General features: G+C 74.2%; 25 protein-coding genes. 13 read left to right on the top strand and 12 right to left on the bottom strand.

Annotated features, from left to right (window positions below):
- Positions 1-37: 37 nt before the first annotated feature.
- The gene (locus ACWEPF_RS25830; RefSeq protein WP_452174380.1) at positions 38-1,273 is read right to left on the bottom strand and encodes a glycosyltransferase; all 1,236 of its coding nucleotides are present in this window, start codon (positions 1,271-1,273) and stop codon (positions 38-40) included.
- Between the two features lie 106 nt (positions 1,274-1,379).
- Here ACWEPF_RS25830 and ACWEPF_RS25825 point away from each other — a divergent pair, with 106 nt between their 5' ends.
- The 5 genes from ACWEPF_RS25825 to ACWEPF_RS25805 all read left to right on the top strand — a co-directional run bounded on the left by ACWEPF_RS25825 (position 1,380) and on the right by ACWEPF_RS25805 (position 6,095).
- Positions 1,380-2,312, top strand: coding sequence for a 3-oxoacyl-[acyl-carrier-protein] synthase III C-terminal domain-containing protein (locus ACWEPF_RS25825; protein ID WP_345284500.1), 933 nt, complete (start codon positions 1,380-1,382; stop codon positions 2,310-2,312).
- Positions 2,313-2,411: 99 nt separating this feature from the next.
- A complete protein-coding gene (locus tag ACWEPF_RS25820; protein WP_345284502.1) occupies positions 2,412-2,699 on the top strand; it encodes a phosphopantetheine-binding protein in 288 nt (95 codons plus the stop codon).
- Between the two features lie 3 nt (positions 2,700-2,702).
- On the top strand, positions 2,703-3,491 hold the full coding sequence (locus ACWEPF_RS25815; protein ID WP_452174379.1) for a hypothetical protein: 789 nt from the start codon (positions 2,703-2,705) through the stop codon (positions 3,489-3,491).
- 82 nt (positions 3,492-3,573) lie between these two features.
- Positions 3,574-4,467, top strand: a complete 894-nt coding sequence (locus ACWEPF_RS25810) for a hypothetical protein (protein WP_452174378.1) — start codon at positions 3,574-3,576, stop codon at positions 4,465-4,467.
- Positions 4,464-6,095 carry a condensation domain-containing protein gene (locus ACWEPF_RS25805; protein ID WP_452174377.1) on the top strand — a complete coding sequence of 544 codons (1,632 nt, stop codon included), beginning with the start codon at positions 4,464-4,466 and terminating at the stop codon, positions 6,093-6,095. The genes ACWEPF_RS25810 and ACWEPF_RS25805 overlap by 4 nt, the downstream gene beginning before the upstream one ends.
- 59 nt (positions 6,096-6,154) lie before the next feature.
- Here ACWEPF_RS25805 and ACWEPF_RS25800 read toward each other — a convergent pair whose 3' ends face one another.
- The 3 genes from ACWEPF_RS25800 to ACWEPF_RS25790 form a co-directional block, all read right to left on the bottom strand.
- On the bottom strand, positions 6,155-6,367 hold the full coding sequence (locus ACWEPF_RS25800; protein ID WP_345284509.1) for an EF-hand domain-containing protein: 213 nt from the start codon (positions 6,365-6,367) through the stop codon (positions 6,155-6,157).
- A 151-nt stretch (positions 6,368-6,518) separates the two neighbouring features.
- Positions 6,519-7,016, bottom strand: a complete 498-nt coding sequence (locus ACWEPF_RS25795; RefSeq protein ID WP_452174376.1) for an FBP domain-containing protein — start codon at positions 7,014-7,016, stop codon at positions 6,519-6,521.
- 95 nt (positions 7,017-7,111) lie between these two features.
- Positions 7,112-8,629 (bottom strand): LamG domain-containing protein, encoded by a 1,518-nt coding sequence (locus tag ACWEPF_RS25790; RefSeq protein WP_452174375.1) that lies wholly within the window; start codon positions 8,627-8,629, stop codon positions 7,112-7,114.
- 189 nt (positions 8,630-8,818) lie between these two features.
- Between ACWEPF_RS25790 and ACWEPF_RS25785 the strand changes: the two genes are divergently transcribed.
- Positions 8,819-9,550 (top strand): tyrosine-protein phosphatase, encoded by a 732-nt coding sequence (locus ACWEPF_RS25785; RefSeq protein ID WP_452174374.1) that lies wholly within the window; start codon positions 8,819-8,821, stop codon positions 9,548-9,550.
- Positions 9,551-9,735: 185 nt separating this feature from the next.
- Here the strand turns inward: ACWEPF_RS25785 and ACWEPF_RS25780 are convergent, their stop codons facing one another.
- Positions 9,736-10,137: a hypothetical protein gene (locus ACWEPF_RS25780; protein WP_345284517.1), complete on the bottom strand. Its 402-nt coding sequence runs from the start codon at positions 10,135-10,137 to the stop codon at positions 9,736-9,738.
- Between the two features lie 370 nt (positions 10,138-10,507).
- Between ACWEPF_RS25780 and ACWEPF_RS25775 the strand changes: the two genes are divergently transcribed.
- Entirely contained in the window at positions 10,508-11,641 is a 1,134-nt protein-coding gene (locus tag ACWEPF_RS25775) for a hypothetical protein (RefSeq protein ID WP_452174373.1), read from the top strand.
- 279 nt (positions 11,642-11,920) lie between these two features.
- On the opposite strand, the gene ACWEPF_RS25770 is transcribed toward ACWEPF_RS25775, so the two are convergent.
- The 3 genes from ACWEPF_RS25770 to ACWEPF_RS25760 all read right to left on the bottom strand — a co-directional run bounded on the left by ACWEPF_RS25770 (position 11,921) and on the right by ACWEPF_RS25760 (position 14,750).
- Complete coding sequence (locus ACWEPF_RS25770; protein ID WP_452174372.1) at positions 11,921-12,295, bottom strand: peptidase inhibitor family I36 protein; 375 nt, start codon at positions 12,293-12,295, stop codon at positions 11,921-11,923.
- Positions 12,296-12,515: 220 nt separating this feature from the next.
- On the bottom strand, positions 12,516-13,535 hold the full coding sequence (locus tag ACWEPF_RS25765) for a hypothetical protein (protein ID WP_452174371.1): 1,020 nt from the start codon (positions 13,533-13,535) through the stop codon (positions 12,516-12,518).
- Positions 13,536-13,883: 348 nt separating this feature from the next.
- Positions 13,884-14,750, bottom strand: coding sequence for a GNAT family N-acetyltransferase (locus ACWEPF_RS25760; RefSeq protein ID WP_452174370.1), 867 nt, complete (start codon positions 14,748-14,750; stop codon positions 13,884-13,886).
- 156 nt (positions 14,751-14,906) lie between these two features.
- Between ACWEPF_RS25760 and ACWEPF_RS25755 the strand changes: the two genes are divergently transcribed.
- The gene (locus ACWEPF_RS25755; RefSeq protein ID WP_452174369.1) at positions 14,907-15,341 is read left to right on the top strand and encodes an SSI family serine proteinase inhibitor; all 435 of its coding nucleotides are present in this window, start codon (positions 14,907-14,909) and stop codon (positions 15,339-15,341) included.
- Between the two features lie 22 nt (positions 15,342-15,363).
- Here the strand turns inward: ACWEPF_RS25755 and ACWEPF_RS25750 are convergent, their stop codons facing one another.
- Entirely contained in the window at positions 15,364-15,990 is a 627-nt protein-coding gene (locus tag ACWEPF_RS25750; RefSeq protein ID WP_452174368.1) for a DUF4328 domain-containing protein, read from the bottom strand.
- Between the two features lie 96 nt (positions 15,991-16,086).
- On the opposite strand from ACWEPF_RS25750, the gene ACWEPF_RS25745 reads away from it, so the two are divergent.
- Positions 16,087-16,812 carry a hypothetical protein gene (locus tag ACWEPF_RS25745; protein WP_452174367.1) on the top strand — a complete coding sequence of 242 codons (726 nt, stop codon included), beginning with the start codon at positions 16,087-16,089 and terminating at the stop codon, positions 16,810-16,812.
- A gap of 7 nt (positions 16,813-16,819) precedes the next feature.
- Here the strand turns inward: ACWEPF_RS25745 and ACWEPF_RS25740 are convergent, their stop codons facing one another.
- From ACWEPF_RS25740 to ACWEPF_RS25730, 3 genes are all read right to left on the bottom strand, one after another.
- Entirely contained in the window at positions 16,820-17,887 is a 1,068-nt protein-coding gene (locus tag ACWEPF_RS25740; RefSeq protein ID WP_452174366.1) for an ABC transporter substrate-binding protein, read from the bottom strand.
- Positions 17,884-18,639, bottom strand: a complete 756-nt coding sequence (locus ACWEPF_RS25735; RefSeq protein WP_452174415.1) for a helical backbone metal receptor — start codon at positions 18,637-18,639, stop codon at positions 17,884-17,886. The genes ACWEPF_RS25740 and ACWEPF_RS25735 overlap by 4 nt, the downstream gene beginning before the upstream one ends.
- 113 nt (positions 18,640-18,752) lie before the next feature.
- Entirely contained in the window at positions 18,753-19,295 is a 543-nt protein-coding gene (locus ACWEPF_RS25730) for an EF-hand domain-containing protein (protein WP_452174365.1), read from the bottom strand.
- Between the two features lie 274 nt (positions 19,296-19,569).
- Here ACWEPF_RS25730 and ACWEPF_RS25725 point away from each other — a divergent pair, with 274 nt between their 5' ends.
- The 4 genes from ACWEPF_RS25725 to ACWEPF_RS25710 all read left to right on the top strand — a co-directional run.
- Positions 19,570-20,631, top strand: a complete 1,062-nt coding sequence (locus ACWEPF_RS25725) for a D-alanyl-D-alanine carboxypeptidase family protein (protein ID WP_452174364.1) — start codon at positions 19,570-19,572, stop codon at positions 20,629-20,631.
- The gene (locus ACWEPF_RS25720) at positions 20,628-21,701 is read left to right on the top strand and encodes an endonuclease/exonuclease/phosphatase family protein (RefSeq protein ID WP_452174363.1); all 1,074 of its coding nucleotides are present in this window, start codon (positions 20,628-20,630) and stop codon (positions 21,699-21,701) included. Before ACWEPF_RS25725 ends, ACWEPF_RS25720 begins: the two co-directional genes overlap by 4 nt.
- A gap of 71 nt (positions 21,702-21,772) precedes the next feature.
- Positions 21,773-22,561: a two-component system response regulator CseB gene (gene cseB, locus ACWEPF_RS25715; RefSeq protein ID WP_452174362.1), complete on the top strand. Its 789-nt coding sequence runs from the start codon at positions 21,773-21,775 to the stop codon at positions 22,559-22,561.
- Between the two features lie 4 nt (positions 22,562-22,565).
- A partial coding sequence (locus ACWEPF_RS25710) for a sensor histidine kinase (protein WP_452174361.1) occupies positions 22,566-23,760 on the top strand: 1,195 nt, incomplete at its 3' end.

Genomic DNA, 23,760 nt, shown 5'->3' with positions numbered 1-23,760 from the left:
CACCCGTGCGGCAGCCGGGGGAGTGGCTCCCCGGGCGTCACCCTAGGGGGTCGGCCGGGCTCGCCACAATGGTCTGGACCAGGTCGTTCGCGGGATCTCGCCTGGTGGACGCCGTGCGCTCCAGGTGGTCAACTGCGGTGCGGGCACCGCCCTTCGCGAGAAGTTCGTGGCCGAGCCGCCCCGCCGCCTCGCGGTAGGACGGCTCCTGGCGCACCGTCAGGACCGCCTGCGCCAGGAGCTGCGCGGTGGCCCCCGCGAAGTCGACGCACAGCCCGGCTCCGGCCGCCGCCACCCGCCCGGCCACCAGCGGCTGGTCGTGCCGGATCGGGGCGAGCACCACCGGCACGCCGTGCGCCAGCGCCTCGCCGGTGGTGTTCAGCCCGCCGTGGCCGAGCAGGGCCGACACCCGCCCCCGCGCCAGCAGTTCGAGCACCGGCGCGCGCTCCACCGTGACCGCCCACTCCGGGAAGGCCTCCCACAGCTCCGGCGGGGCGACCACCACGGCCGGCACCTCGGGGCCCAGCAGGTGCAGCGCCGCGCCCACCCGGCGCAGGAAGTCCACCGAGACGTCGTCGGCCAGCGTGCCCATGGAGACCAGCAGGTGACGGCGGGTCGGGTCGAGCCGCTCCCACGGGAAGCCGGGCTCCGGCGGCCGCTCGGCGAGCACGGGGCCGACCAGGGCGGTCCGTGCCGCGGCGCCACCTGCCGGGGCTTCGCCGGCGAGGGCTCCGCCGGCCAGGGTTTCGCTGGTCAGGGCCAGGACCAGCTCGGGCGAGAAGCGCGGGTCGACGTACGCCTCCTCGGGCAGGTCGGCCCGCCGCCACAGCTCGCGCAGCCGCTCCTCGATCCACGGCTCCGCCTCCGGGAACGGCCGCCCGAGCTCCATCAGCCCCGGGGCCAGCGAGGCCCAGGGGATCCGGTGCCGGTGCGCGGTCAGGGCGCCCGCCGGGGTGTGCTGGTCCACGACCAGGACGTCCGGGCGCTCGGTGCGCACCGCCGCGTCCAGCGCCTTCGCGGTGAAGCGGGCGTACGGGACCACGAAGCCGTCCCAGAGCGAGCGCAGCGCCGCCTCGCCCGATCCGCCCTGCGGACGGAACAGCCGCGAGCCGGTGCGGAGCACCCGGGCGTCCGGCCCGAGCAGCGGCCGCAGCACCAGTTCCGAACCGGCCCAGGCCACCCGGTGGCCGCGGCGCTCCAGCTCGTGGCCTAGACCGATCGTGGGCAGGACGTGGCCGGCGAGCGGCGGCACGACGAACAGGAAGCTGCTGGTCACAGGGGTATGACGATCCATCAGGAAGCACTCCGGGGGGTCGTGGGCTCCGGCCGAAGAGTCAGGACACATCTTGTGCGGCTCGCGGGGCGTGGGAATACTAGCCCGGGTGACCGCACTGGAGGCAGTGGCCGTCCACCTCCCCGACTCGGCCGTTCCCATCGAGGCCGTCGGGCAGCGGATCGGACTGACCCCGCGCCAAATCTCCCTCTTCCGCCGCTTCCACGGCCTGGACCAGGTGTGCCTGGACCCGGACGGAACGCTGCACGACCTGCTGGCCGGCGCCCTCGGCGCCCTGACCGAACTCCGCGGCCGGGAACACCTGGTCCGCCACGTGCTGTACGCCCGCAGCATGCCGGTGGCCCTCCCGTACCCGCTGGACCCCCTGCCCGACCTGCTGGACCGCTTCGGGCTCGGCCACGCCGAGCACTTCTCGCTCTCCCACCACGCCTGCGCCGGCAGCCTGCTGGCGATCGACCTGGCCGGGCGCCTGCTCGCCGCCGATCCGGACCCGGACGCGCTCGCCCTGGTGCTGACCGGCGAGAAGACCTTCACCCGGGACGCCCAACTCGTCCCGGAGACGGCGCTGTTCGCCGAGGGCGCGGCCGCCTGCCTGGTGCGCGCCGGCGGCGGCCCCGGCGAGGTGCTGTCCTACGCCGTGCGCCAACTCGGTGAGTTCGACGGCCGCTTCGCCGAGGATCCGGAGCTGCTCACCCGCTACCAGCGGGCCTACCCCGAGACCATGGCCGAGGTGATCCGCACCGCCGCGGAGCGCGCCGGGACCGGCCTCGACGAGCTCGCGCTGATCCTGCCGCACAACGTCAACCAGGTCTCCTGGCGGCGCCTCTCGCGGGAGTTGGAGCTCCCGATCGAGCGCGTACTGCTGGACAACGTGCCCGCCGTCGGGCACAGTTTCGCCGCAGACGGGTTCATCAACCTTCACACCGCCGTCACCAGGGGCCTGCTCCGTCCCGGTGACCGGTACATGATCGCGGCCTCCGGCCTCGGCGCCACCTTCTCGGCGATGACCGTCCGGCACTGACCGGCCGTGCCCCCGGGAGACAGCCCCCGTTCCCCAGGGGCGCCTCCACCGTCCGCCCGCGCTGACCACACCGCGCTGCCCCCGATGGGATGTTCCACGATGGACGACACCACCCTTGCCCCCGATCCGGCCCTGCGCGGCCAGGTGCTGGAGAGCATCGGCACCCTGCTGCCCCGGGTGCTCCGCCGCGAGCTCACCGAGATCCCGGAGAACGCCTGCCTGTTCGACGACCTCGGCCTCACCTCGGCCGGCACCCTGGAGCTGATCCTCGAACTCGAGGAGGCGCTCGACATCCAGGTGGACGTCGAGGAGATCGGCGAGGACGACCTGCGCTCGGTCGCCAGCCTCGCCGACTTCGTGGCCGGCCACACCATCACCGAGGCCTGAGCGGTGCAGCCGCGCCCCACCGGCCGGGGCGGACTGCGGATCACCAGGTCGGTGCACCGCCGCTTCTCCGGCCGCTCGGCCGCCGCGCTCGACCCGGACCTGCGGGTCTTCGTCGCCGACCAGACCCGCCCGTACGGGCTGGCCCTGCGCGAGGACCTGCTGACCGAGGGAGCCGGGCACGGCTACGGCGAGATGGGCGAGGCACTGCTCGCCGAGCTGGACCTCCCCGAGGACCGGCCGGCCGACCTGCTGCTGCTCGCCTTCGACGTCCCCGACGTCCAGCCCGGACTGGCCAACACCCTGCGGCTCGCCCGGAGCTGCCCCGGGGAGCCGATGGCCTTCGCCGTCGGCGACCAAGGGCCGCTCAGCCCGTTCACCGCCCTGCGGATCGCCGACCGCTACGCGCGGACGGGCGCCTGCGAGCGCGCCCTGGTGCTGCTGCTGGAGCAGCCCGCGCTGCACCACGTGCCGCCCGGGCCGGTCGAGCTGCCCGCACACGCCGAAGGCGTCCTGCTGCTCTGCGAACAGGCGCCGGAGGAGAGGACCCTGACGGTCCGCCAGACTGCTATGGCCGCGCGGCGCGCGGTCACCAGCGGCGGTCAGGAGCCGTGGCGTCCGTCCTGGCCCTTCCCGGACCCGGTGTCCGGAGCCGACGGCGCCGCCCCCGCGGCCGGCGGCCAGCCGCTCACCGGCGCCTGGACGGCCGCGCTCTCCGCCTGGAGCGGCGGCCCGCTGCTCGTCCGCGGCACCGACCGCCGCACCGGCCGCGCCGCCGAGCTGCGCCAGCCGTGACCGGCGCCCGCACCGGCACCGGCGTCAGTACCAGCACCACCCTTCCCCGACCAGACTCCAACCAGGAACACAGGTACAGCGGATGACTGACCTCCGGACGGCGGAAGCCGCGACCCTGCTGCCCACGGACACCCCCGGTGTGGTGCTCTACTCGGGCGGCTTCGAGCGGCTGATCGCCGACCTGCGCCTCGGCATCGAGGCGCTCGGCGCCGACGAGCCCTTCGAGCGGCTGGCCATCCCGCCGGTGATCTCCCGTGCCCTGGTGGAGCGGGCCGGGTACGCCAAGGCCTTCCCGCACCTGCTCGGCACCGTGCACAGCTTCACCGGCACCCCCGCCGAGTGGCGCGAGCTCTCCGGCACTCCGGACTGGCACCGCGAGCAGCGGATCGGTGACCTGGTGCTGCTCCCCGCCGCCTGCTACCCGGTCTACGCCACCCTGGAGGGACGGGAGTTGACCGGCCCCGCCCGCTTCGCGGTCTCCGCCCACTGCTTCCGCCAGGAGGGCAGCGCCGAGCCCGGCCGGCTGCGCAGCTTCCGGATGTCCGAGTACGTCACCGCCGGGACACAGGCGCACTGCGAGGACTGGCGGGCCGCCTGGCTGGCCCGGGTCGCCGAGTGGCTGGGGGCGATGGGCCTCAAGGTCTCGGTCGAGGTCGCCGACGACCCGTTCTTCGGCCGGGCCCGCAAGGTCTTCCAAGCCGCCCAGCGCGCCCAGGAGTTGAAGTACGAGCTGCGGGTGGAGGTGGCCGACGGCCTGGTCCAGGCGATCGCCTCGGCCAACTGCCACAAGGACACCTTCGGCACCGTCTTCGAGTTCACCGCCGACGGCGAACCCGGCCACACCGCCTGCGCCGCCTTCGGCCTGGAGCGGATCGCGCTCGCCCTGATCCACGCCCACGGCCCGTACCCGGCGGACTGGCCGCAGTCGGTGCGCGAGGTGCTCACCGGCGCCGTCGCGGCAGGGGCCCTCCGATGAGCGTGGTCACCGTCCGGTACGACGGCGGCAGCACCGGCGAGGGGCCGGTGACGCTCGGTCAGGCCAACATGATCCTGTGCATCCGCCGGGACGACCCCGACCAGATCAACAAGCACGCGGTCTGGCCCGTCCCGCCCGGGGCCACCGTGCCCGAGGTGCTCACCACGCTGCGCCGGCTGGCCGAACGGCACGAGTCGCTGCGCACCACCTTCGCGGTCGACGGGCGGCAGGCGGTGCACGCCGCCGGCTCCTTCGAGGTGACCCTGACGGAGGCCGCGCCGGAGGACCAACTCGACGTCAGGGCCGATGAGTTGGCGCGGCTCGACCGGCCGCGCCCGTTTGACCTGGCAGTGGACTTCCCACTGCGCTTCACCCTGCTCACCCGGGACGGGAAGCCCACCCGGCTGGCCGTGGTGGTCTGCCACACCGGGGCGGACGGCGCGGCCACCTCCGTCCTGTTCGAGGAGTGGTTCACCCTGCTCTCGGGAGCCGAGCTCCCGCCGGTCAGCGCGCCCACCCCGCTGGAGATCGCGGCCGCCGAGCACTCGGCGGCCGGGCGGCGCCGCACCACCGCCTCCCTCAAGCACTGGGAGAAGATCCTGCTCACCAGCCCGGCGGCGGTCTTCGCCGACTCCGGGCTGACCGGGCCGGCCGAGCAGCTCGCCACCCTGGCGATCCGCTCCCGGGCCGCCGCCGAGAGCCTGGACGCCGCCTGTCACCGCACCGGTGCCAGTCCGTCGAGCGTGCTGCTCGGCGTCTTCGCCGCGCTGGTCGCCCACATCGCCGACCAGCCCAGGCTGGCACTGGCCGCGCTCTCGGCCAACCGCCACCGGGCCCAACTCGCCACCCACATCGGCACCTTGGCGCAGGACGCGCTGATCGCGGTGGACGCCCGGGCGGACGGGCTGGACGAGGTGATCGGCCGGACCAAGGCCGCGGCCTTCGCCGGCTACTGGCACAGCACCCTGGACGCGCCGCGGATCTGGGAGCTGGTCGAGGACGCCGCGCACCAGCGCGGGGCCCGCTGGAACCGCCAGGTGGTGGTCAACGACCTCAGCCTGACCATCCCCGAGGCGGCCGCCCGCTCGCGGCCGGTGCCCAGCGCCGAGCCGGAGCTGAGCTGGTACCCGGACGAGCCGGTGCCGGTGCGGCTGATGATGAACATCTGGCGGGTCCGCGAGGTGGTGGAGATCTCCCTCCACACCTGCCCGCAGGTGCTGGACCGTCAGGAGAGCGAGCTCTTCGCCCGGGGTCTGCTGAAGCTGGTCGCCGCAGTCGCCGAGGGCCCCGTCGAGCTGTCGCGGCTCACCGAACTGACCGGGCTGGCACCGCGCAAGCGGGTGGGGGAGTGGGAGGAGGTGGACGGCAGCTGGATCGACCTGGCGGCCGTGCGCACCCTGCTGGCCGAGGCGCTCGGCCCCGGCGTCACCGCCACGGTGGCCGTCCGGGAGGGCAGGCTGACCGCCTGGATCGACCCGGGCGAGCGGCCGCTCACCCCGGCGAAGGTGCACCGCGCGGTGGTCGCGGCCCTTCCCGGCCGGGAGACGGCGATGGCCCCGCAGCACTACGTGGTGCACGGGGCCGTCCCGGCCGAGGGAAGCGGCCGGGACGGTGGTGCGGCCGGCTGACCGCCGGCCGCGAGGGCGTGCTCCGTTCGGCCTCGGCCTCACGGCCGGGCCGTTCGGCGTCAGCCCTGCTGGGCGGCCCAGAACTCCTCGAAGTTCAGCTGGCCGTCCTTGCTGGTGTCGGCCTTGTTGATGACCGCCTGGGCGACCGTCTCGGTGACGTACGGGTCACCGAGCTCGGCCATCGCCTTGCTGTACTCGGCGGCGGTGATGAAGCCGTCGCCGTCGGCGTCGAAGCGCGCGAAGACCTTCTTGGCGTTCTCGATGTCAGCCATGTCTGCCCCTCCTGAATGGGTCGTGGTGCCCGTACCCTATCGGCCCGGCCGACGCTCGGATGCCGGACCCCCGGGTCACGACGCCCCAGGTCAGGAGCGGGCCGGGAGTCGGGCGGGGGTTCGTCCCCGCCCGGTGCGCCGGGGCCCGGTGTCAGCCCCGGAGGACCTGGGCCAGGAAGGCGTCGAGGTTGGCCACGGTGCGGGCGATCTGCTCCTCCACGGTCAGCGACTCCGCCACCCGCTCCGCGGAGGCGGTGCGCTTGCGGCCCCGGACGTAGAGCGAGCAGGCCAGGTCCGCGCAGATGTAGGTGCCGACGGTGCTGCCCTCCCGCCCGGCGGCCCCGGCCCGGCGCGCGGCCAGCAGGGCCACCCCGGTGCCGGTGTGCGAGGTCAGGCAGATCGAGCAGAGGTTGCTCTTCAGCGAACTGCGGCGCACCGTCGGCACCCGCAGCGTCACCCCCACCGGACCGTCCTCGGACGGCGCGACCAGGTACGCCCGGTCGGGCGCCCCCTGGTCCCGCCAGCCGAGGAAGTCCAGGTGCTCCCACGGCAGTTCGGCCAGACCGCGCGGCAGGCTCAGCCGCCCGGCCTCCCCCTTGGTGCAGTTGACGAAGGAGGCGCGGATCTGCGGCTCGGTGAGTGGCTCCATGCTTCGGACGCTAACACCGCGGCCGCGGTGCCGTCGCCCGGATTTCCGGCGGCCCGGGACCCGGGCGGCGGGACCCGGGGGCCGGGGGCCCGGTCTCAGACGACCCGGGCGGCGGTGATGCCGTCGCCGGAGGAGGTGGTCGCGTCCGGGCCGGTCCCGGTGGTCTCGGCGACCGCGCGGAAGTCGGCGGAGTTCACGCTCCACCGGTGGCCGGCGAAGCTGCCGTCCGCCTTGGCGTAGAACACCATGTGGCCGATGCCCGCGCCCTGGCGGTTCTGCGAGACCGCCTTGTCGAGGTTGTCCACCATCCGGGTGTCCGGGCAGTCCCAGTAGGTGGAGAGGCCGAACACCCCGTGCGGCGAGGCCGTGCAGTCCACCACCTCCACCACGTACTGGGTGAGGCCCGGCTGGTCCATGAAGCCCGTGCGGACGCCCTTGAGGGTGCGGACCATGACGATGTGTCCGGTGTTGTTCGCGACCGTGCCGTTGTAGTTGACCGAGATCAGGTCACCGGGCCGGAGGTCGGTGACCCGGGTGATCGCCTTGAAGCGCGGGCCCGCGCCGCCGTTCTCCCCGCTGAACCGTGACTGGTAGCGGGCCGCCGTGGGGCTGAAGCGCGGGTCGGTGGCGCCGAACCAGGTGGCGAAGTAGCTGTTGTCCGCCGCCCAGGGGTAGGTGTGCCGCAGCACCGCCGTGACGAAGGAGTTGCAGCGCGAGCGGTTGACCCAGCTGGCCGGGTCGGCGGGCTGCCCGAAGACGACCTGGGCCTCCTCGCCCACCAGGTAGACGTTGCTGCGGACGGCGGCCTGACCGCTGATCAGGTCGATCTCCTGGTCGGACAGCGCGCGGTCGTAGGCGCGGACGTCGCTGAGCTGGCCGTTCCACTCGTTGACGGCATTGCCGTTCCACTTCGCCCGGCCGACGTTGAAGCCCTGGCCGGAGGCCCACGGGGTGGTGGCGTCGGCGGCCGTGCCCTCCTTGGCCCCGTTCACGTAGATCCGGACCTCGGTGCCGGTCCAGACGCCGGTCAGGTGCACCCAGGTCCCCGCCACCGGCTTGGTGGTGGCCACCGCGGCGACCTTGGAGGCCTGAGCCTGGTCGGCCGTGCGCACCCGGAACGACCAGGTCGTCTGGCCGGTGTCGGCGTCGCGGTCCTGCATCAGCAGGAAGCGGCTGGTCTGCGCGCCGTCCTGGCTCACCGCCGTCATGATCCCGGTGAGCGCCGCCGGGCGGACCCAGGCCGAGACGGTGAACGGCCTGGTGGTGTCCAGCACCGAGGAGGTCGCCGCGTAGGCGGCGTCCGCGGCGCCGTTGAGGGTCAGCTCCTGGCCGACCCTCAGGTCGCTCCAGCCGGTGGCGGTGGCCGAACCCCTGGTGAGCGCCCGGCCGTTGCCGCTGCGGTCCTCGGTGGTCGCGGTGAGCGGCCAGTGCCCGGCCAGACCGGTGGTCAGCTGACCCTCCGCCAGCATCCGCTGGTACTGCACCATCTGCTCGGCCTGCACCAGGTGCGGCGGAGGTACGGGTGCGAACGGGACGTTCCGCGCCTCGGCGGCCCGGGCCACGCCGGTGCTCGCGGCCACGCCGCCGCCCAGCAGCGCGGTCGTGCTCGTCAACGCGGCGGCGCCGCCCAGAAATCCACGCCTGGTCACCATCTCGTGTTCCCCCTGTGAAGATCGAACCATGATCGCTCGGCAGAGTCTAGGGGCTGCCGTGTACCTGGCAAGCCCCCAGTTCGAGGTCACCGTTCGAGGCCACCAGGACCGGACGCCGGGCGCCGGTGGTCACCTCCTAGAGTGGCGGCCATGACCAGACACCTGGAGTTCGACCGGCTGCACAACTTCCGTGACCTCGGCGGCTACCGCACCGAGGACGGTCGCGACGTCAGGACGGGCACCCTCTACCGCTCCGACTCGCTCGGCAAGCTGCGCACCGAGGCCGACCTGGCCCGCTTCGCCGATCTGGGCGTCAGCACCGTGATCGACCTGCGCTACCCCTGGGAGATCGAGCGCGGCGGCCGCGTCCCCGAGCTGCCCGGGCTCGCCTTCCACAACCTGAGCATCGAGCACCGCCCGTACGACCAGGCCGCGTTAGGCGAGGACGTGGACCCGGCGGTCTACCTGGTCGACAAGTTCCTGGAGGTCGCGCAGGACGGCACCGCCGAGCTGCGCCGGGTGATGGAGGTGATCGCCGACCCGTCGGCCGGCCGCACCGTCTTCCACTGCGCCTCCGGCAAGGACCGGACGGGCATCGTGGGCGCCCTGGTGCTCACCCTGCTCGGCGTCCCCGAGGCCACCGTGGCCGAGGACTTCGCACTCACCAACCTCGCCACCGCCTCGCTGGTCGCCGACTGGCAGGCCAAGTACGGCCCCGGCAAGCTCTGGCCGGGCTACGGGCAGGCCCCCGAGGCGCTGATCCGGTCCTTCCTACGGGAGTTGACGGAGCGTCACGGATCGGTGGCGGGGTACGTCGAGGGTGAGCTGGGCCTCGGTGAGTCGTACGTGGTGGCGCTGCGGGAGCGGCTGCTGGTCCCGTAACGGACCCTGTCGGGAGGAGTGCAGGACGTCGCGGGGGCGGTGCTCGCAGTCCCTGTGTTGCTGAGCAACGGCCGTTGGCAGGCGGTTCGGAAGTCCGACCGGGTGGTCGACCACCGCGCACGAGGCACGTGCGGTGGTCGACCACCCGGGAAGCGTCAAGCCATCCGTGACCGGCCGGTCGGAACTCACACGCAGTCGTACCAGAGGCTGAAAGTGCTCGACCCCGGGGAGGTGGGGGTACCACCCCACCACCAGCAGCCGTTGCCCTTGCCGACCCAGCCGGTCGAGGCGTACTGGGAGTACCAGCCGTAGTCCTTCGCCGCGTCGGGGCCACCGACCTGCTTCGTGATGACGGCCCGGGTCCAGGCGTAACCGCCGGTCTGGTTCCAGGTGTTCACGCAGAGGCTGGCGCCGTCGTAGGAGCGGATCAGACGGGAGCTCATGCCGTTGGCGTTCTTCGTGATGAGGACGTCCCCGTTGCAGTACCCGGCCGCGTGGGCCGTGGTCGGCAGGGCTATCAGCAGCGCCGAGCTCATCGCCGCCGCTGCGCCGAATGCGGCCAGGCGTCGCATCGAAGTCGTGGCCATGGCCATGTCCCTTCGTCAAAGGTGAGAACGGGGTAGCTCCGGCCGCGACTTGCCGGCCGGGCATTCCCCGTCACCGCCCATGCACCCCCGTGGTGGGGCGTTCACCGGCGAGGAATCTAGTCCGGGGCGACCGCCCGGCAGACCGCTCGAACCGGACAAAGGCCCGGAACTCTCGTACGCGGAGAAAGCGCTGTCCAAGGGGGAGTTGGTCATGTGGAGCACGGTGTTACGCATGTTCCCTTCGTGCAGACGCGATGCTGGCGGAAGGTTCGGCCCCGGACGGTGCCGGTGTGCGTGCGATGGCCGGTTCCGTGCTTGACCGACCCCGACGGCGGTCCCGCCGAGGTGGCTGTCCGCCAGACTGGTCGCCATGCCGCAGCAGGGGGAGCAGGGGGAACGGGTTGTCGCCGGCGGGTCGGTGCGGAGGGTGGTGCGGTGGGCGGGGCATCCGGGGACGGTGCTCGCGGTCCTGGTGCTGCTGCTCAACGACCACGTGGGGAAGCGGAGTTGGCCGGGGCCGGTGACGGGCAAGGTCAGTGACGTGGCGTGGATGCTGGTCGCGCCGCCGGTGCTGGCGCTGCTGCTCACGCCCGTGCTGCGGCTGCGCGGGCACTGGCCGGCGGTTCTCGGGCTGGCCGTGACGGCGGTCTCGTTCGCGGTCGCCAAGTCCGGCCCGGCCGGGGGCGAACTCGCCTCCGGCGTCTGGTCGTCGGGCGGTGTGCCGAGCCGGATCGTCGGCGATCCGACCGACCTGATGGCGCTGCCCGCGCTGGTGGCGAGCTGGTGGCTGTGGCGGCGGGGCCGGGAGCTGAGACTGGCGCCGTACGTCGGCCTGGTGGTCGTTCCGGTGGCGGTCGCGGCGATGGTGGCCACCGGAGAGCGGCGGCAGGAGGGAGACGGCTACGTACCACCGGCCCCGACGACCTCCCTCCACCTGGGCGTCGACGCCGACGGCGCGTTCCTGGAGACGTCCGGCGGGTACTGGACCTCCCCGGACGGGGGCCTGAACTGGAAGCGGCTGGAAGCGGGTTCGGAGGACGCGGCACCGTTCACCTCGGTCGAGGGAACGCCCGGGCGGACCGTCTGCCTCCCGAAGGCGCCGGAGCGCTGCTACCGCCTGACCCGCGGTGAACCGCCGGGCTCGCCGGCTCCGGGCGTCATGGCCCCCGGTGAGACGTCCCCGCGTCCCGCGCGGAGCGCCCCCGGCAGCTGGGCCACCGAGGGGCCCACGCTCGGACCGGGGCAGGAGACCGTCGACCGGTGGGTGGTCGAGGAGAGCATCCACGGGCACCAGGACTGGTCCCCGGTCTGGCGGTCGGTGGCCGGGTACCGCGAACTCCCGGGCACCGTCATGGAACTCGCGACGGTCGCCGGTCCGCGCGGCAGCACCGTCATCGCGCACTACCCCGGGGCGGGGCTGGCGGTGCGCGACGTCGACGGCGTCTGGAAGTGGCGCACCTACCCGGAGGGCCTGCGCCTGCCGGCCCCTGCCCCGTCGCGGTAGGCCTCCGGCCGTAACCGACTCGGTTGCGGCCGACGCTCTGCGGGTCGAGGACACACGCGCTCGGCTCCGCTTCCTGGCCTGCGGCTTCCCGGACCGGTCGGCGGAGGAGGCCGTTGAGCTGGTCGAAGGCGCCGTCCTTCTGCCTCCGGCAGTGTGCCGTGGGGGTTGGTGGTGGCTCCACGGGTCCCTGGGCCGCACACGGTTGCCGGACGCCCCGCGAACGCCAAGGGCCGTTCCTCCGACGTCAGTTGGGGAACGGCCCTGGTAGTCGGGCGGGTTTCAGCACTCCCCGCGCCACACCACCCCGGTGATGACCACGCCGGGGGACACGCTGCCCTTGTAGTTGCCCGGGCCCGGGTTGTAGTGGACGCAGAAGCTGCCGTCCAGGCCCTGCCAGTTGTAGTGCAGGTCGACGTGGTCGGCACCGGGGGAGACGTACCCGTTGTTGAAGTAGGACTGGTACCAGGCCCAGCCCGTCCAGTTGCCCGCGGTGCGGACGACCTGGCGGCCCGTCTGGTCCGGCCCCTCCCAGGCGCAGAAGTAGCCCTTGGGGCAGTCGGCCGGGTTGGGCTCGGCGGAGGCCGCGGGTGCGGCAACCAGGACGGTCGCGAGGGCGGCGGAAGAGGCGAGGGCGGCAACGGCGCGGCGGAGCATGGCAGTTCCTTCCGGGAGCGGTGGTGCTACTGGTGCTCTTGATGCTGACATGACATCAGGTGTGCGCGCAACGCGTAGCTGACGGCCCGTCGGCCGTTGGTGGTGGACTTCCTCGCCGCAACCGGCGCAGATCTGGATGTCGGCGAATACGACATGACGCCCGGCGACGACTGACCAGCCCCGTTCGAAGCGGGGCTACTCCGGGCCGGAAGTGCGGACTTCAGGGTGTGCTGGTCGGCTCGTTCGGCGGAGAAGGCACCAAGGCGGTGCGTGGCCGGCTGGCCGTGAAGAGGGCGCAGAGGGCGGCGTTGGCCCGGGCGCGGCGGATGAGGGGGCGGGGGCGGGTGAAGTACTGCCAGCCGAAGGCGGAGGCGTGTCGGCCCATCGCGTGGAAGTGCGGGTGTGCCTCGCTGCGGTGCTTGGCGAGGCCCAGCATGGCCGCCATCAGGGAGTGGTCCTCGGCGATGCGGGGGTGGGGCTGTGGCGGGGCGTCGGACCACCGTTGGCGGGCATGGGCGAGGTCCGCGAGGAACAGCTCGCTCGTTCGCCATCGCGAGTCGATGATGAGGAGTTCCTGGTGGGCGATGAGCGGTAGCAGCACCAGGGGGTGCCCGTCGGGTACGCGGTGGGCTCTGTCGCGGGCGAAGGCGAACATCTCCTCGTGGGAGCCGGACCACTTGGCGCACAGGTACTGGAGTGCGTGCAGGTGACCGGTGCGGTGGGCGGGGTCGACGGCGGCCAGCGCCGCCCAGCGTGCGTCGAAGACACGGCGGGAGTGCTGGAGTCCGCGTGCCACGAGCAGGGCCAAGGCGAGTGGGGTGGGATCGTGCGGGGCGAGCCCGGCTGCGCGGCCGGCGAGCAGGTCGGCCTGGCGCAGCCGGTCGAAGAACACCGGCCAGGCCTTCTTCCTGACGGCCCATGCGTAGCGGGCACCGCGGGCCTTCCAGGCGGCGATCACCTCGGTCACCGCAAGTACGGTCCATACGTCCGCGTTCTCGGGCTCGGCCGCCGCCCACGTCTCCAGGGCTCGGGTGCAGCGCTTGCGTTCGCCCAGGTACTGGACCTGATGGTCCTTCAGGGCCCAGTCGCCGTCGGCGGCCGCGAGCAGGTCCTTGGCCGGGCGCCAGTCTCCGTCCTTGGCGAGCGCATCGCCGGCCTTGACGAGTGCGGTGTCACCCAGGGCGGGGCCGAAGGACAGCGGCGGCAGGTATCCGCGTGAGGCGGCGGTCAGCAGAGTCACGCGGGGAGGCTAACCCAGACGACTGACGGGCATGATCGAATTTCGGCGCGAGGCAGCTGGCCGGGGCAGGGCTCTCGGCACTGGCGCGACTTCCGCACCGGACCTCTGCCGGACGGACACGGCGAGCTGAAAGGGGCGGTGAGCGGGCTGGGTCCCCCAGTAGCTCCACCACCGCACCCCGGCGGAGCTCAGGCAGCGGATCGAGCGCCGCCTTTGCGCGCAGTCCAGCGCACGGACGTTGATCGGCACGGCGGCGGAATGACGGGCCCTGCAGCTTCCCTCGCGTGGTGGCTGACGCCGGGCCGGCCGTGAGCGGTTGCGGGGGCAGCGGTGCGGGCTGACGTGGTGTCAGGGGTGGCGGATCCGGTCGCCGATCGCGGGCTGCGGCACGAGGCCGGCCGACCGGTAGGTGGCGACGGCGCCGGTGTTGGAGCTCGGGGTGCACACGCGGAGGCTGGAGGAGCCCAACTGCCGTAGTGCGGCCGCCCCCGCGAGGGTGATGGCCCGTCCGTAGCCGCGGCCGCGGTGGTCCGCGTGGACGCCCATCGGCTCGATCAGTCCCGGCCTGCCCGGGCCGGCCGACCAGACCGTCACCACCGCTGCCGGGGTGCCCCGGTCGTCGTAGGCGGCCAGGGAACGGGCGTCGGTGTGGAACGGCGCCGTCGACATCGCGTGCCAGTACGCGGGCGTGGGCCGCTGGGTGTCGAAGGCCGACCGCAGGACGTCGGCGAAGTCCTGCGCCCGCTCGGGGCCGATCGGTTCGATCCGCACGCCGGGATCCTGCACAGCCTCGGTGAGGTCGCGGAAGAGCGGCGTCCACGGCTCGTCGACGCCCCAACCCTCGGCGGTGAGCAGCTCGTGGAGGAGCAGGTCCTGCGGGGCTTCGACGGCCACCTCGCCCTCCGGCAGCACGCCGCGCCCGGGCAGCGAGCAGTCCTCGACCAGCCGCCGCGCCAACTCCTCGTCCTGGAAGGCGTCGGGGGCGACCGTCATCCGCAGCAGCGTCGGGGTGTCCTGCATCCCGACGGCGAGGATCCGTCCGCCCCGGCTCCAGGTCCGCACCACGGCGGCCGTCTCGGCCGTCCCGAAGCGGTGGTTCCAGCCGACGTCCCCCGGATGGAGCTGCATCGGTGCCCCGTCGTCCTGCCACTCCCGCAGCGCGGCCATGGCCTCGCGGACCGCGTGGACGGTCGGTGTCCCCAGCACAATCGTCATGTCCGGGATCTGACACCGGTGCTCCGGGGCTCCGCAACCCGATAGCGCCGGGCCTGGCCCGTCCGCCGTGGCGAGTCGTCCCGCGCTACGGACCGTCAGGCCCTGATACTCGGCATGGTCGTGATCATCCGTCAGTGATCGAACGGAGCCCCTGCCGTGCGCCCTGTCCTCCGCCCTGCCCGTCTCGCCCGTCGCTCGGCCGTCCTCGCCGCCGTCCTGGCCGCGCTCGTCCCCGTGCTGCCCGCCGCCGCCCAGCCGCGGGAGGCGGGCCCGTCCGCCGGTCTCGGCATCACCGTCCGGGACGGCATCGACGGCACCGTCCGGCACTGGACGCTGCGCTGTGGTCCGACCGGGCCGACGGGGGGCAACCATCCCGGACAGGAGGCGGCGTGCGGCCGACTGGTCGAGCTGGCGGGGGACTTCACCCCGCTGCGGAACGGGCCGGTCGCCGACTGCCCGCGTGACTACGATCCGCGCACGCTGGAGATCAGCGGGTACTGGAACGGGGAGTTCCGGGAGTTCGAGGAGGGCTACCCGAACCCCTGCCACCTGGAACGGCTGACCGCGCCACTGGTACCGGCGGCCGGCTGACCGGGCCGCGTGGCGGCGGTCCTCACGTGTCCACCCGTTCACCGCTGCCCTCCACCGCGGCGGTGGACGAGGTGAAGCGGGCGCACTGGGCCGCGGTGATCCGGTGGACCAGCAGGACGGCCAGGGCGCCGGCCAGCAGGTTCACGGCCTCGCCCGCCGGGGTGTACACGGGCAGGTCCGGTGCCAGCTGGCGGGCGATCAGCACGCCCACCGTCTTGCCGAGCCAGGCGACCCACCAGAGGTTCACCAGCAGGGTGCCGGCTCCGCCGCTCGCCCGGTCGACGTCGAGCACGATGCGGCGGGGCGCCCACCACATCATGAACGGCACGAACCAGGCGCCCACCGCCCAGGAGGGCGCGTACCGGTGGGCGTCGGGGGCGAGGTGCTCCGCGTTGTGACGGACCCGGGACAGCCAGCGCAGGAACAGCACGGCCGCCGCCAGCGTGACGGCGCCGTACGGCAGGGAGGCCGCCCGGAACAGCCACGTCCCCGTGCCACCGGCCACCGCCAGCAGGAGCTCGACCAGGCAGGCTGCGGCGATCAGGCCCTGTGCCCAGAGCGCGAGCCGCCGCGGGTCGGCCACCGGCCGGAGGTCCGGTGAAGGGGCGTGCTGCTGGTCCGTCGTCGGCCGGTCGGTCTCGTTGGTCATGTCTGTCCGCCCCCTGGGGTGTTCGAAAGCTCGCCGGAGCATAGCGATCATGGTCGGCTCGGGTCGAGTCCGTTCTTGTGCGGCTAGCCTGCGGGGATGTCGTACGAACTGAACGCCGTCATCGGAGGGTTCGACCTGCTCCGGAGCCTGACCGCCGGGACGGACGGAGCGGTGGTCGCCCCGCTCCGGCACGGCCTGGGGCTCCTGCCCGTCCCCGGGCCGCCGGGCGGCCTCGCACCCGCGGAGAGGCTGTGCGCGTGGTCGCACCGGGGGCCGCTCGCCCGTGTGGAGGCGGAGTTCTTCGGCGGGGAGGGCGAACAGACCGCGGCCGTGTGGCGGGCGGGCAGGCGGGTGTGGGGGCCGGTCAGCGACCGGGACTTCGACGGACCGAGGCAGGAGTGGCCGATCAATGCGGCGCTCGCGCGGCTCGGCGTCGTCCCGGCCGGGACCGGGGAGGCGGTGCGGTACGACCTGTTCCACCAGGTGGGGCTCGGCTGGGAGCGGGACCTGGACGGGTGGTTGACGGCCGGTCGGGCCGCCGGGTGGGCGGCGGACCACGACGAGTGGTACGCGGAGCACGAGCGGACGGAACGGGCCGCGGCGGAGGCGGACCTGGAGCGGCGGCTGCGGGACGTCCCGGCGGCGCTGGACGGCCGGGCGGTCATGGAGGTGCTCGGGCTGGGCCCCGGGCCGCTGGTCGGTGCGGCGACCCGGCACCTCAAGGAGCTGCACGTCGAGTTCGGACCGCTGACGACGGAGGAGGCCGCCGCCCGGCTGCGGGCGTGGGCAGCCGGGCGCGGCGCGGGGCCGGACGCCTCCTGACGGGCGGTCAGCCCTGGTGGAGGGCGCGGAAGCCGTCCGGTGCGGCGGGATCCCGCTGCGCGACCTGGACCGGCGGCCAGGCCCACTGGTGGAGGCCGGTGTCCGGCACGCGGGAGAAGCGGACGGTGCCCCGGTTGCCCTCCACCACCAGGTGCGGCCAGGCCGCGGCGAGGCGGGCGCGGTCGGTCCCGTGGGTGCGCAGCGCCTCGGCCAGGACGGCGACGCTGTCGTGGCCCTCGAAGGCCACGAAGGAGGGGGCGGCGCCCAGGTGCTCCCGGAGCCGCTCCCCGAGGTCGGCCTGGAGCGGGGTGGGCCGCTCCGGCAGGTAGCGCAGGAACGGGACCGCGTCGCCGTCCGGGCCCAGCTGCTCCGCCCAGTCGGAGAACTCGGGCTGCCCGGCCGGGGCGCCGATCAACAGACCGGCGAGACCGGGGGCATGACGGAGGGTGCGGACCAGCTCGGCCGCCCGGTCGGGGACGCTGGTCAGGAGCAGGAGCGCCGTCGCACCGCTGTCGGCGAGGGCGGCCGGGTCGAGCCCGGCGGCCGGCCACTCGGTGACCGTGCCGCCGTGCGGCGCGAGGTGGGTGCGGAGGACGGCGATGCCCGAGGTCCAGTAGACGCTGGGGTCGACCGCGGCGGCGACGGTGCGGTGGCCGGCGGCGAGCAGGAAGTCCGCGTAGACGCGCCAGCCGTGCGACTGCGCCGGTGCGATGCGGGCGACGTGGTCGGCGGGCCGCTCGGTGAGCGCGTCCAGCACGGCCGAGGAGCAGAGGAACGGAACGCCGAGGGCTTCGGCCCGGGCGGCGACGGCGCGGGCCACGACGCTGTGGTACTCGCCGACCACGGCGGCCACCCCGAGCGCGGCCAACTCCTCCACGGCGGCCTCCGCCCGCTGCGGATCGCCGGCGGTGTCACGGACCGTCAGCTCCAGCGGGCGGCCGTGGATTCCGCCGGCCGCGTTCACCTCGCCCACGGCCAGCTCGATCCCGGCGAGCAGGTGCCGGCCGGCCTCGACCCAGCCGGGGCGGGAGAGCGGGGCGAGGGCGCCGATGCCGATGGGTGCGGGCGTGCTCACGGGGTGGTGCCTCCTCGGGCGTCCGGGTGGGGGTGGGGGCGGGCGTCGCGCAGCGCGGCGGAGAGGACCGCCGGTGCCTCGGCCAGGGAGGGGCCGTACCAGGTGAGGTGACGGCCGCTCACCAGGGCGGCGGGCACTCCGGGGAAGGCCTCGGGGCCGTCGGTGGCGGTGAAGCGGTAGGGCTCGTCGGGGAGGACCACCAGATCGGGCCGCTCGGCGCGCAGCTGCTCGACCGGGACGGCCGGGTAGCGTTCGGGGTGGGCGGCGTGGACCGGCTCCACGCCGATCCGCCGCAGGACGTCCCCGGCGAAGGTGTCCCGCCCCAGCACCATCCATGGCCGCCGCCAGATCGGCACCACGGCACGGAGCGGGGCCGGGGACGGGGCCAGGCCGTCCCAGGCGGCCTCGGCCGCCGTCAACCAGCCCGGTTCCGGCAGCTCCAGATCCTCCGTCAGCAGGCGCCGCAGCTCCACGAAGGCCTGCGGCACGGACCGCACCTCGGTCACCCGGACCGTCACGCCGGCCGCGCGCAGCGCCGCGAGGTCGGCCTCGCGGTTCTCCTCCTCGTTGGCGACGACCAGATCGGGGCGCAGGCCGAGGATCCGCGGCACGTCGGGGTTCTTGGTGCCCCCGATCCTCGGCACCTGGAGGTCGCCCGGTTCACTGCACCAGTCGGTGACCCCGACCAGCAGCTCCCGCCCCGTCGCCGCCACCGCCTCGGTCAGCGACGGCACCAGCGACACCACCCGCATCGTCATGCCGCCACGCTACCGGGGGGCCGAGCCGGACGACCGTCCGAGGGGTCCCTTCGACGAGGAGCCGGAGAGCGTGCGGAGACGCACGGGGCCGGGGGGCTGACGGCCCGTCACTGGTCGGGGATGCGGCCGCACATCAGGTTGCCCGGCTCGGCCGGGTCGTCGCTGATCCAGAACTGGGCCCAGAGGGCGGCGAATTCGGGGCGGCCGAGGTAGCCGTCGCCGTCGAGGTCGAGCAGGGGGAAGACGTCCTCGGTCTCGACGGGTCGGCCGTGCCAGAGGTCGACGAGGTGGCGGTGCTCCTCGCGGGAGATGCGGCCGTCGCCGTTCTCGTCCACCGCGTCGAAGACCGTGTCGGCGGTCGCGAGGACGGTGTCGCGCAGGGCGGGGAGGCGGTCGACCAGGGCGAGCATCTCGTCCATGTCCACGCGGTCGTCGCGGTCGGTCTCGGCGACCGCGGCCAGGTGGTCCCACCAGCCGAGCAGGAAGGCCTCGACGCGGGCCTGCAGTTCGGCGTTCCCCCGCACGGCGGGGAGCCGGCTCCAGCGGACCACCAGGGACTCGAAGTCGGCCTTCCGCAGGTAGCCGTCCCCGTCCGCGTCGAAGGCGTGGAAGACGTTGCGGAGCTTGCGCCGCTGGAAGTCGTTGGCCATGGACGGGCCTCCTCTGTGCGGAACCGGTCTGGCGGCCAAGCTAGTTCGCACCATCGGGGCGGCAGAGGGGTTCGGTCGGAATCCTCCGGCGCGGGGGACCGGTGTGGTACGGCCCGGCCCGCGGACGGTCCCGGTACACGGCTGATACACGACTGCGCGTCGGCGGAAGCGCCGCCACGACCGGGCGGAAGTGCCGGTCGCGGAGTCTGTGGGCACACCCGGCGACCGAGGCCGCCGGGGAGATTCGTCCCTCTGGCTCCGGGAGGCAGCCGTCGTGTCCGTGCCCGTGCACCCTGAAGACCGAGACCCTCGTACCGCGCCCGGCCGGATCCCACCGGCCCGCCGCACGGCGCTGTGGGCCCTGGCCGCCGTCCTGCTCGCCGCCGCCGGTGCCGGCGGGGGCACGCTGGCCACCCGGGCGGGCGGCTCCGCGCACGCGGGCGGCGACGGCCGGCCCGGTGCGGCGCTGCTCCTGCCGGCGCCCGAGGCGGTCGCAGCCCTCGGGCTCCCGTGGCCGCAGGAGGGCCAGGCGGCCGTCGCCGCGGCGAGGGTCGGCGTGCTGGGGGTGAAGGGACCGCAGCAGCCGGTGCCGATCGCGAGCGTCACCAAGGTGATGACGGCCTACGTGGTCCTGCGGGACCACCCGCTCAAGGAGGGCGAGGACGGGCCGGTGATCACGGTCGACGCGCAGGCCGCCGCCGAGGCGGGCTCGACGGACGAGTCGACCGCCCCCGTCACCGCCGGGCAGCGGCTCACCCAGCGCAAGCTGCTGGAGGTGATGCTGCTGCCCTCCGCCAACAACGTCGCCCGGCTGCTGGCCCGGTGGGACGCGGGCAACGAGGAGGCGTTCGTGGCCCGGATGAACGCGGAGGCCGCCCGGCTGGGCATGTCCGGCACCACCTACACCGGGGCCAGCGGCCTGGAGGCCACGACCGTGTCCACCGCCGCCGACCAGCTCAAGCTGGCGCGCGAGGCGATGAAGGACCCGGCGCTGCGGGTCATCGTGGCGCTGCGCGACACCACGCTGCCGGGCCGCGCCGCACCGCTGCGCAACACCAACGCGCTGCTCGACCGGCCCGGGGTGGTGGGCCTGAAGACCGGTTCGACCACCGCGGCGGGCGGGAACCTGATGTGGGCCCTGGAGGTCGCCGACGGCCGGAGCGGCTCGGGGCGCCGGCTCGTCTACGGCGTGGTGCTCGGCCAACGGGCCGGAACCACCCCCACCGAGGGGATCCGGGCCGCCCTGGAGAGCAGTGGCCGGCTCGTCGACGCCCTGCGGCAGAAGCTGCCCGGTGTCCTTCCGACGCTCGACGGCGGCCAGCGGGAGTGGGCGTGAGCACGAACACCGAGACCGGTACGGGCACCGGTATCGCGGCGGGCATCGGCCCGGCTCCGACGGCACCCCCGGCCGGGTCCGCCGCCGTCGACCGGCCCGGGCCGCGCCGCCGAGCCGGTCTGTGCCACCTCCTCCTCCGCCGCGCCCGCGGTGCCCTGGGGCCGGGCGGGCGGCTGATCGCGGGATCCGCCGCGGTGTGCGCCGCCCTGATGGCCCTGGCCCCCTGGCTGCCGAACGGCCCGGTCAACCTGGCCAGCCTCTGGCAGACCGTCATGCCCTGGTCGGGCCTGGGCATTTCACTGCTGCTCCTCCTGGCGGCGCTGCGGCGCTCCGTCCCGGCGGCGGTGGCCGTCCTGCTGCCCGCCCTGGTGTGGACCTGCCTGTTCGCACCGGCCCTCCTCGACAAGCGCGAGGGCGGCGGGGACCTCACGGTCGTCAGCCACAACGTGAACGAGGACAACCCCGACCCGGGCCGGACGGCCCGCGCCCTGGCCGGCTCGGGGGCCGACGTGGTGGCGGTCGAGGAACTGGCGAGCCGCGCGCAGGAGGCCTTCCGGCGCGAGCTCGCCGCCGCCTACCCCTACTCGCAGGTGAACGGCGGCATCGGCCTGTGGAGCAAGTACCCGCTCCAGGCCGTGGAGCCGGTGGAGATCATGCCCTGGACCAGGGCCGTCCGCGCGACCGTCCTGACCCCCAAGGGCCCGGTGGCCCTCTACGCGGCGCACCTCGCCTCGGTCCGGGTCCGCCTGGACGCCGGATTCACCACCGCCGACCGCAACCGGGCGGCCGCCAGGCTCGCGGCGGCCGTCGGGAGCGAGCCGCTGCCGAGGGTCGTCGTGCTGGGCGACCTCAACGGCTCCTTCGACGACACGGCACTGCGCACCCTCACCGGTCCGCTGCGGTCCGCGCAGGAGGAGGCCGGCGCCGGCTTCGGCTTCACCTGGCCCGCGTCCTTCCCGGTGGTGCGCATCGACCAGATCCTGGTGAAGGGCGTCACCCCGCGCTCCGCGTGGGCCCTGCCCGACACCGGCAGCGACCACCTCCCGGTCGCGGCGTCCCTGCGCCTGTGACCGGCCCCCGTCCGGCCGCGGCCTCCGCGCCGCCGCCCCCGGGGACCGGGAACCGCCCCCGACGTGCTGGAATGGACCTTCCACCCCGAGACGACGACATCGGAGAACCCTTGTCCGCAACCCGAGTGCCCGACGCGGTCAGCGTGCTGCTCGTCGAGGACGACGCGGTCATCCGCCGCTCGGTCCAACTGGCCCTGCAGCGCTACGGGTACGAGGTCGAGGTCACCGGGGACGGGCTCGACGGCCTGGACGCCGTCCGCAGCGGCGCGCACGACGTCCTGATCCTGGACGTGATGCTGCCCGGCATCGACGGCATCAGCCTGTGCCGGCGCGTCCGGGAGGAGACCCTCACCCCCGTCCTGATGATGTCCGCCCGCGGCGACGCCCTCGACGTCGTGGCCGGGCTGGAGGCCGGCGCCGACGACTACGTGGTCAAACCCGTCGACATCACGGTCCTCGTCGCCCGCATCCGCTCCCTGCTGCGCCGCGCCACCTTCCACCAGGAGCGGGACGCGCAGCCCGTGGAGGCCGCGCGGCCCGTGCCGGAGGAGCCGGTCGCGCCGGGGGAGCCGGAGCTGCTCACCTTCGGTGGCCTGACCATCGACCCGCACGGCCTTGAGGTCCGCCTGGACGGCCGGGCCGTGCCCCTCACCCCCACCGAGCTGCGCCTGCTGCTGGCCTTCGCGGAGAGCCCCGGCACGGTCCTGGACCGCCGCCGGCTGCTGCGGGAGGTGTGGGACTACGGCTGGGAGGGCGACACCCGGGTGGTCGACCTGTGCGTGGTGCGGCTGCGCAAGAAGGTCGGGGCGGACCGCATCGAAACCGTCCGCGGCTTCGGCTACAAGCTCGTGCGGAACTGACGCGGTGACCACCCGACGCACCGGCCGGCGCCTGCTCGACCCGCGCTCCCTGCGCTGGAAGATCACCACGCTGGTCGCGCTGGCCTGCTGCGCGGTCGCCGTCGTGATCGGCCTGCTCGTCCACCGGGCGACCGAGCAGCGCGGCGACCGGACCGGCCGCGACCTGGCGGTCGCCCAACTGAGCGCCGCCGAGCAGGAGTTCACGCGGACCGGCCGCCGCCCCGACAACGCCTCCCTGCAACCGGCGACCACCCTGCCGGGGCCGCTGGCCCGGGCCGTCCAGGACCTGCGGGCCCCGGGTGAGTACGCCCTCTGGTACGACGTCAAAGCGCCCAACTGGTACTGGATGTGGGCAGCCCTCCCGGTCGGCGACGGCCAGGTGCTCACCGTCCGCACCGACCTGAGCGCCACGGTGCGCAGCCTCCAACTGCTGGACCGCAGCATGGTCACGGCCGCCCTCGCCGCGCTCGCCGTCGTCGTCCCCGTCACCGCGCTGGCGACCGGGCGGCTCAACCGGCGCCTGCGCCACGGTTCCCGGACCGCGCGCCGGATCGCGGACGGCGACCTCGACGCCCGGATCGGCCGTCGGGGCCGCGCCAGTGACGAGATCACCGAGATGTCCGCGGCCGTGGACGCGATGGCCGCCACGCTGCAAGGACGGCTCGCCGCCGAGAAGCGCTTCACCGCCGACGTCGCCCACGAACTGCGCACCCCGCTGATGGGTCTGGTCACCGCCGCCACGCTGCTGCCCGACGACGACGAGGCGACCGATCTGGTCCGCACCCAGGTGAGCACCCTGCGCGCCCTGGTGGAGGACCTGCTGGAGATCTCCCGCCTCGACGCCGGCGCCGAGAGTGCCCGGCTGGACGAGGTCCCACTGGCGGACCTCATCACCCAGGTGATCGGGCAGGGTGGCGACGACGTCCGGCTCCTCCTGACGGAGCCCGCCACCGTCCGCACCGACCCGCGGCGGGTCGAACGGATCGTCACCAACCTGGTGGCCAACGCCCGCCGCCACGGCCGCGCCCCCGTCGAGGTGAGCGTCACCGGCAGCCGGATCGCCGTACGCGACCACGGCCCCGGCTTCCCGGAGACCCTGCTCGCCGAAGGACCCCAGCGTTTCCGCACCGGCGCCGCCGAACGCGGCCAGGGCCACGGCCTGGGCCTCACCATCGCCACCGGCCAGGCCGCCGTCCTCG

Source organism: Kitasatospora sp. NPDC004289 (assembly GCF_053602875.1).
Note: the sequence above shows the minus strand (reverse complement) of the source record. Positions and strands in the feature narration are given on the sequence as shown.

What these genes read in the sequence shown, in the direction of transcription:
- ACWEPF_RS25785 (WP_452174374.1), top strand. Translation starts at nt 8,819, where the DNA reads ATGACCAGACACCTGGAGTTCGACCGGCTGCACAACTTCCGTGACCTC.
- cseB (WP_452174362.1), top strand. Translation starts at nt 21,773, where the DNA reads ATGGACCTTCCACCCCGAGACGACGACATCGGAGAACCCTTGTCCGCA.
- ACWEPF_RS25730 (WP_452174365.1), bottom strand. Translation starts at nt 19,295, where the DNA reads ATGGCCAACGACTTCCAGCGGCGCAAGCTCCGCAACGTCTTCCACGCC.
- ACWEPF_RS25820 (WP_345284502.1), top strand. Translation starts at nt 2,412, where the DNA reads ATGGACGACACCACCCTTGCCCCCGATCCGGCCCTGCGCGGCCAGGTG.
- ACWEPF_RS25810 (WP_452174378.1), top strand. Translation starts at nt 3,574, where the DNA reads ATGACTGACCTCCGGACGGCGGAAGCCGCGACCCTGCTGCCCACGGAC.
- ACWEPF_RS25745 (WP_452174367.1), top strand. Translation starts at nt 16,087, where the DNA reads ATGTCGTACGAACTGAACGCCGTCATCGGAGGGTTCGACCTGCTCCGG.
- ACWEPF_RS25795 (WP_452174376.1), bottom strand. Translation starts at nt 7,016, where the DNA reads ATGGAGCCACTCACCGAGCCGCAGATCCGCGCCTCCTTCGTCAACTGC.
- ACWEPF_RS25760 (WP_452174370.1), bottom strand. Translation starts at nt 14,750, where the DNA reads ATGACGATTGTGCTGGGGACACCGACCGTCCACGCGGTCCGCGAGGCC.
- ACWEPF_RS25805 (WP_452174377.1), top strand. Translation starts at nt 4,464, where the DNA reads ATGAGCGTGGTCACCGTCCGGTACGACGGCGGCAGCACCGGCGAGGGG.
- ACWEPF_RS25800 (WP_345284509.1), bottom strand. Translation starts at nt 6,367, where the DNA reads ATGGCTGACATCGAGAACGCCAAGAAGGTCTTCGCGCGCTTCGACGCC.
- ACWEPF_RS25780 (WP_345284517.1), bottom strand. Translation starts at nt 10,137, where the DNA reads ATGGCCACGACTTCGATGCGACGCCTGGCCGCATTCGGCGCAGCGGCG.
- ACWEPF_RS25735 (WP_452174415.1), bottom strand. Translation starts at nt 18,639, where the DNA reads ATGCGGGTGGTGTCGCTGGTGCCGTCGCTGACCGAGGCGGTGGCGGCG.
- ACWEPF_RS25770 (WP_452174372.1), bottom strand. Translation starts at nt 12,295, where the DNA reads ATGCTCCGCCGCGCCGTTGCCGCCCTCGCCTCTTCCGCCGCCCTCGCG.
- ACWEPF_RS25775 (WP_452174373.1), top strand. Translation starts at nt 10,508, where the DNA reads ATGCCGCAGCAGGGGGAGCAGGGGGAACGGGTTGTCGCCGGCGGGTCG.
- ACWEPF_RS25750 (WP_452174368.1), bottom strand. Translation starts at nt 15,990, where the DNA reads ATGACCAACGAGACCGACCGGCCGACGACGGACCAGCAGCACGCCCCT.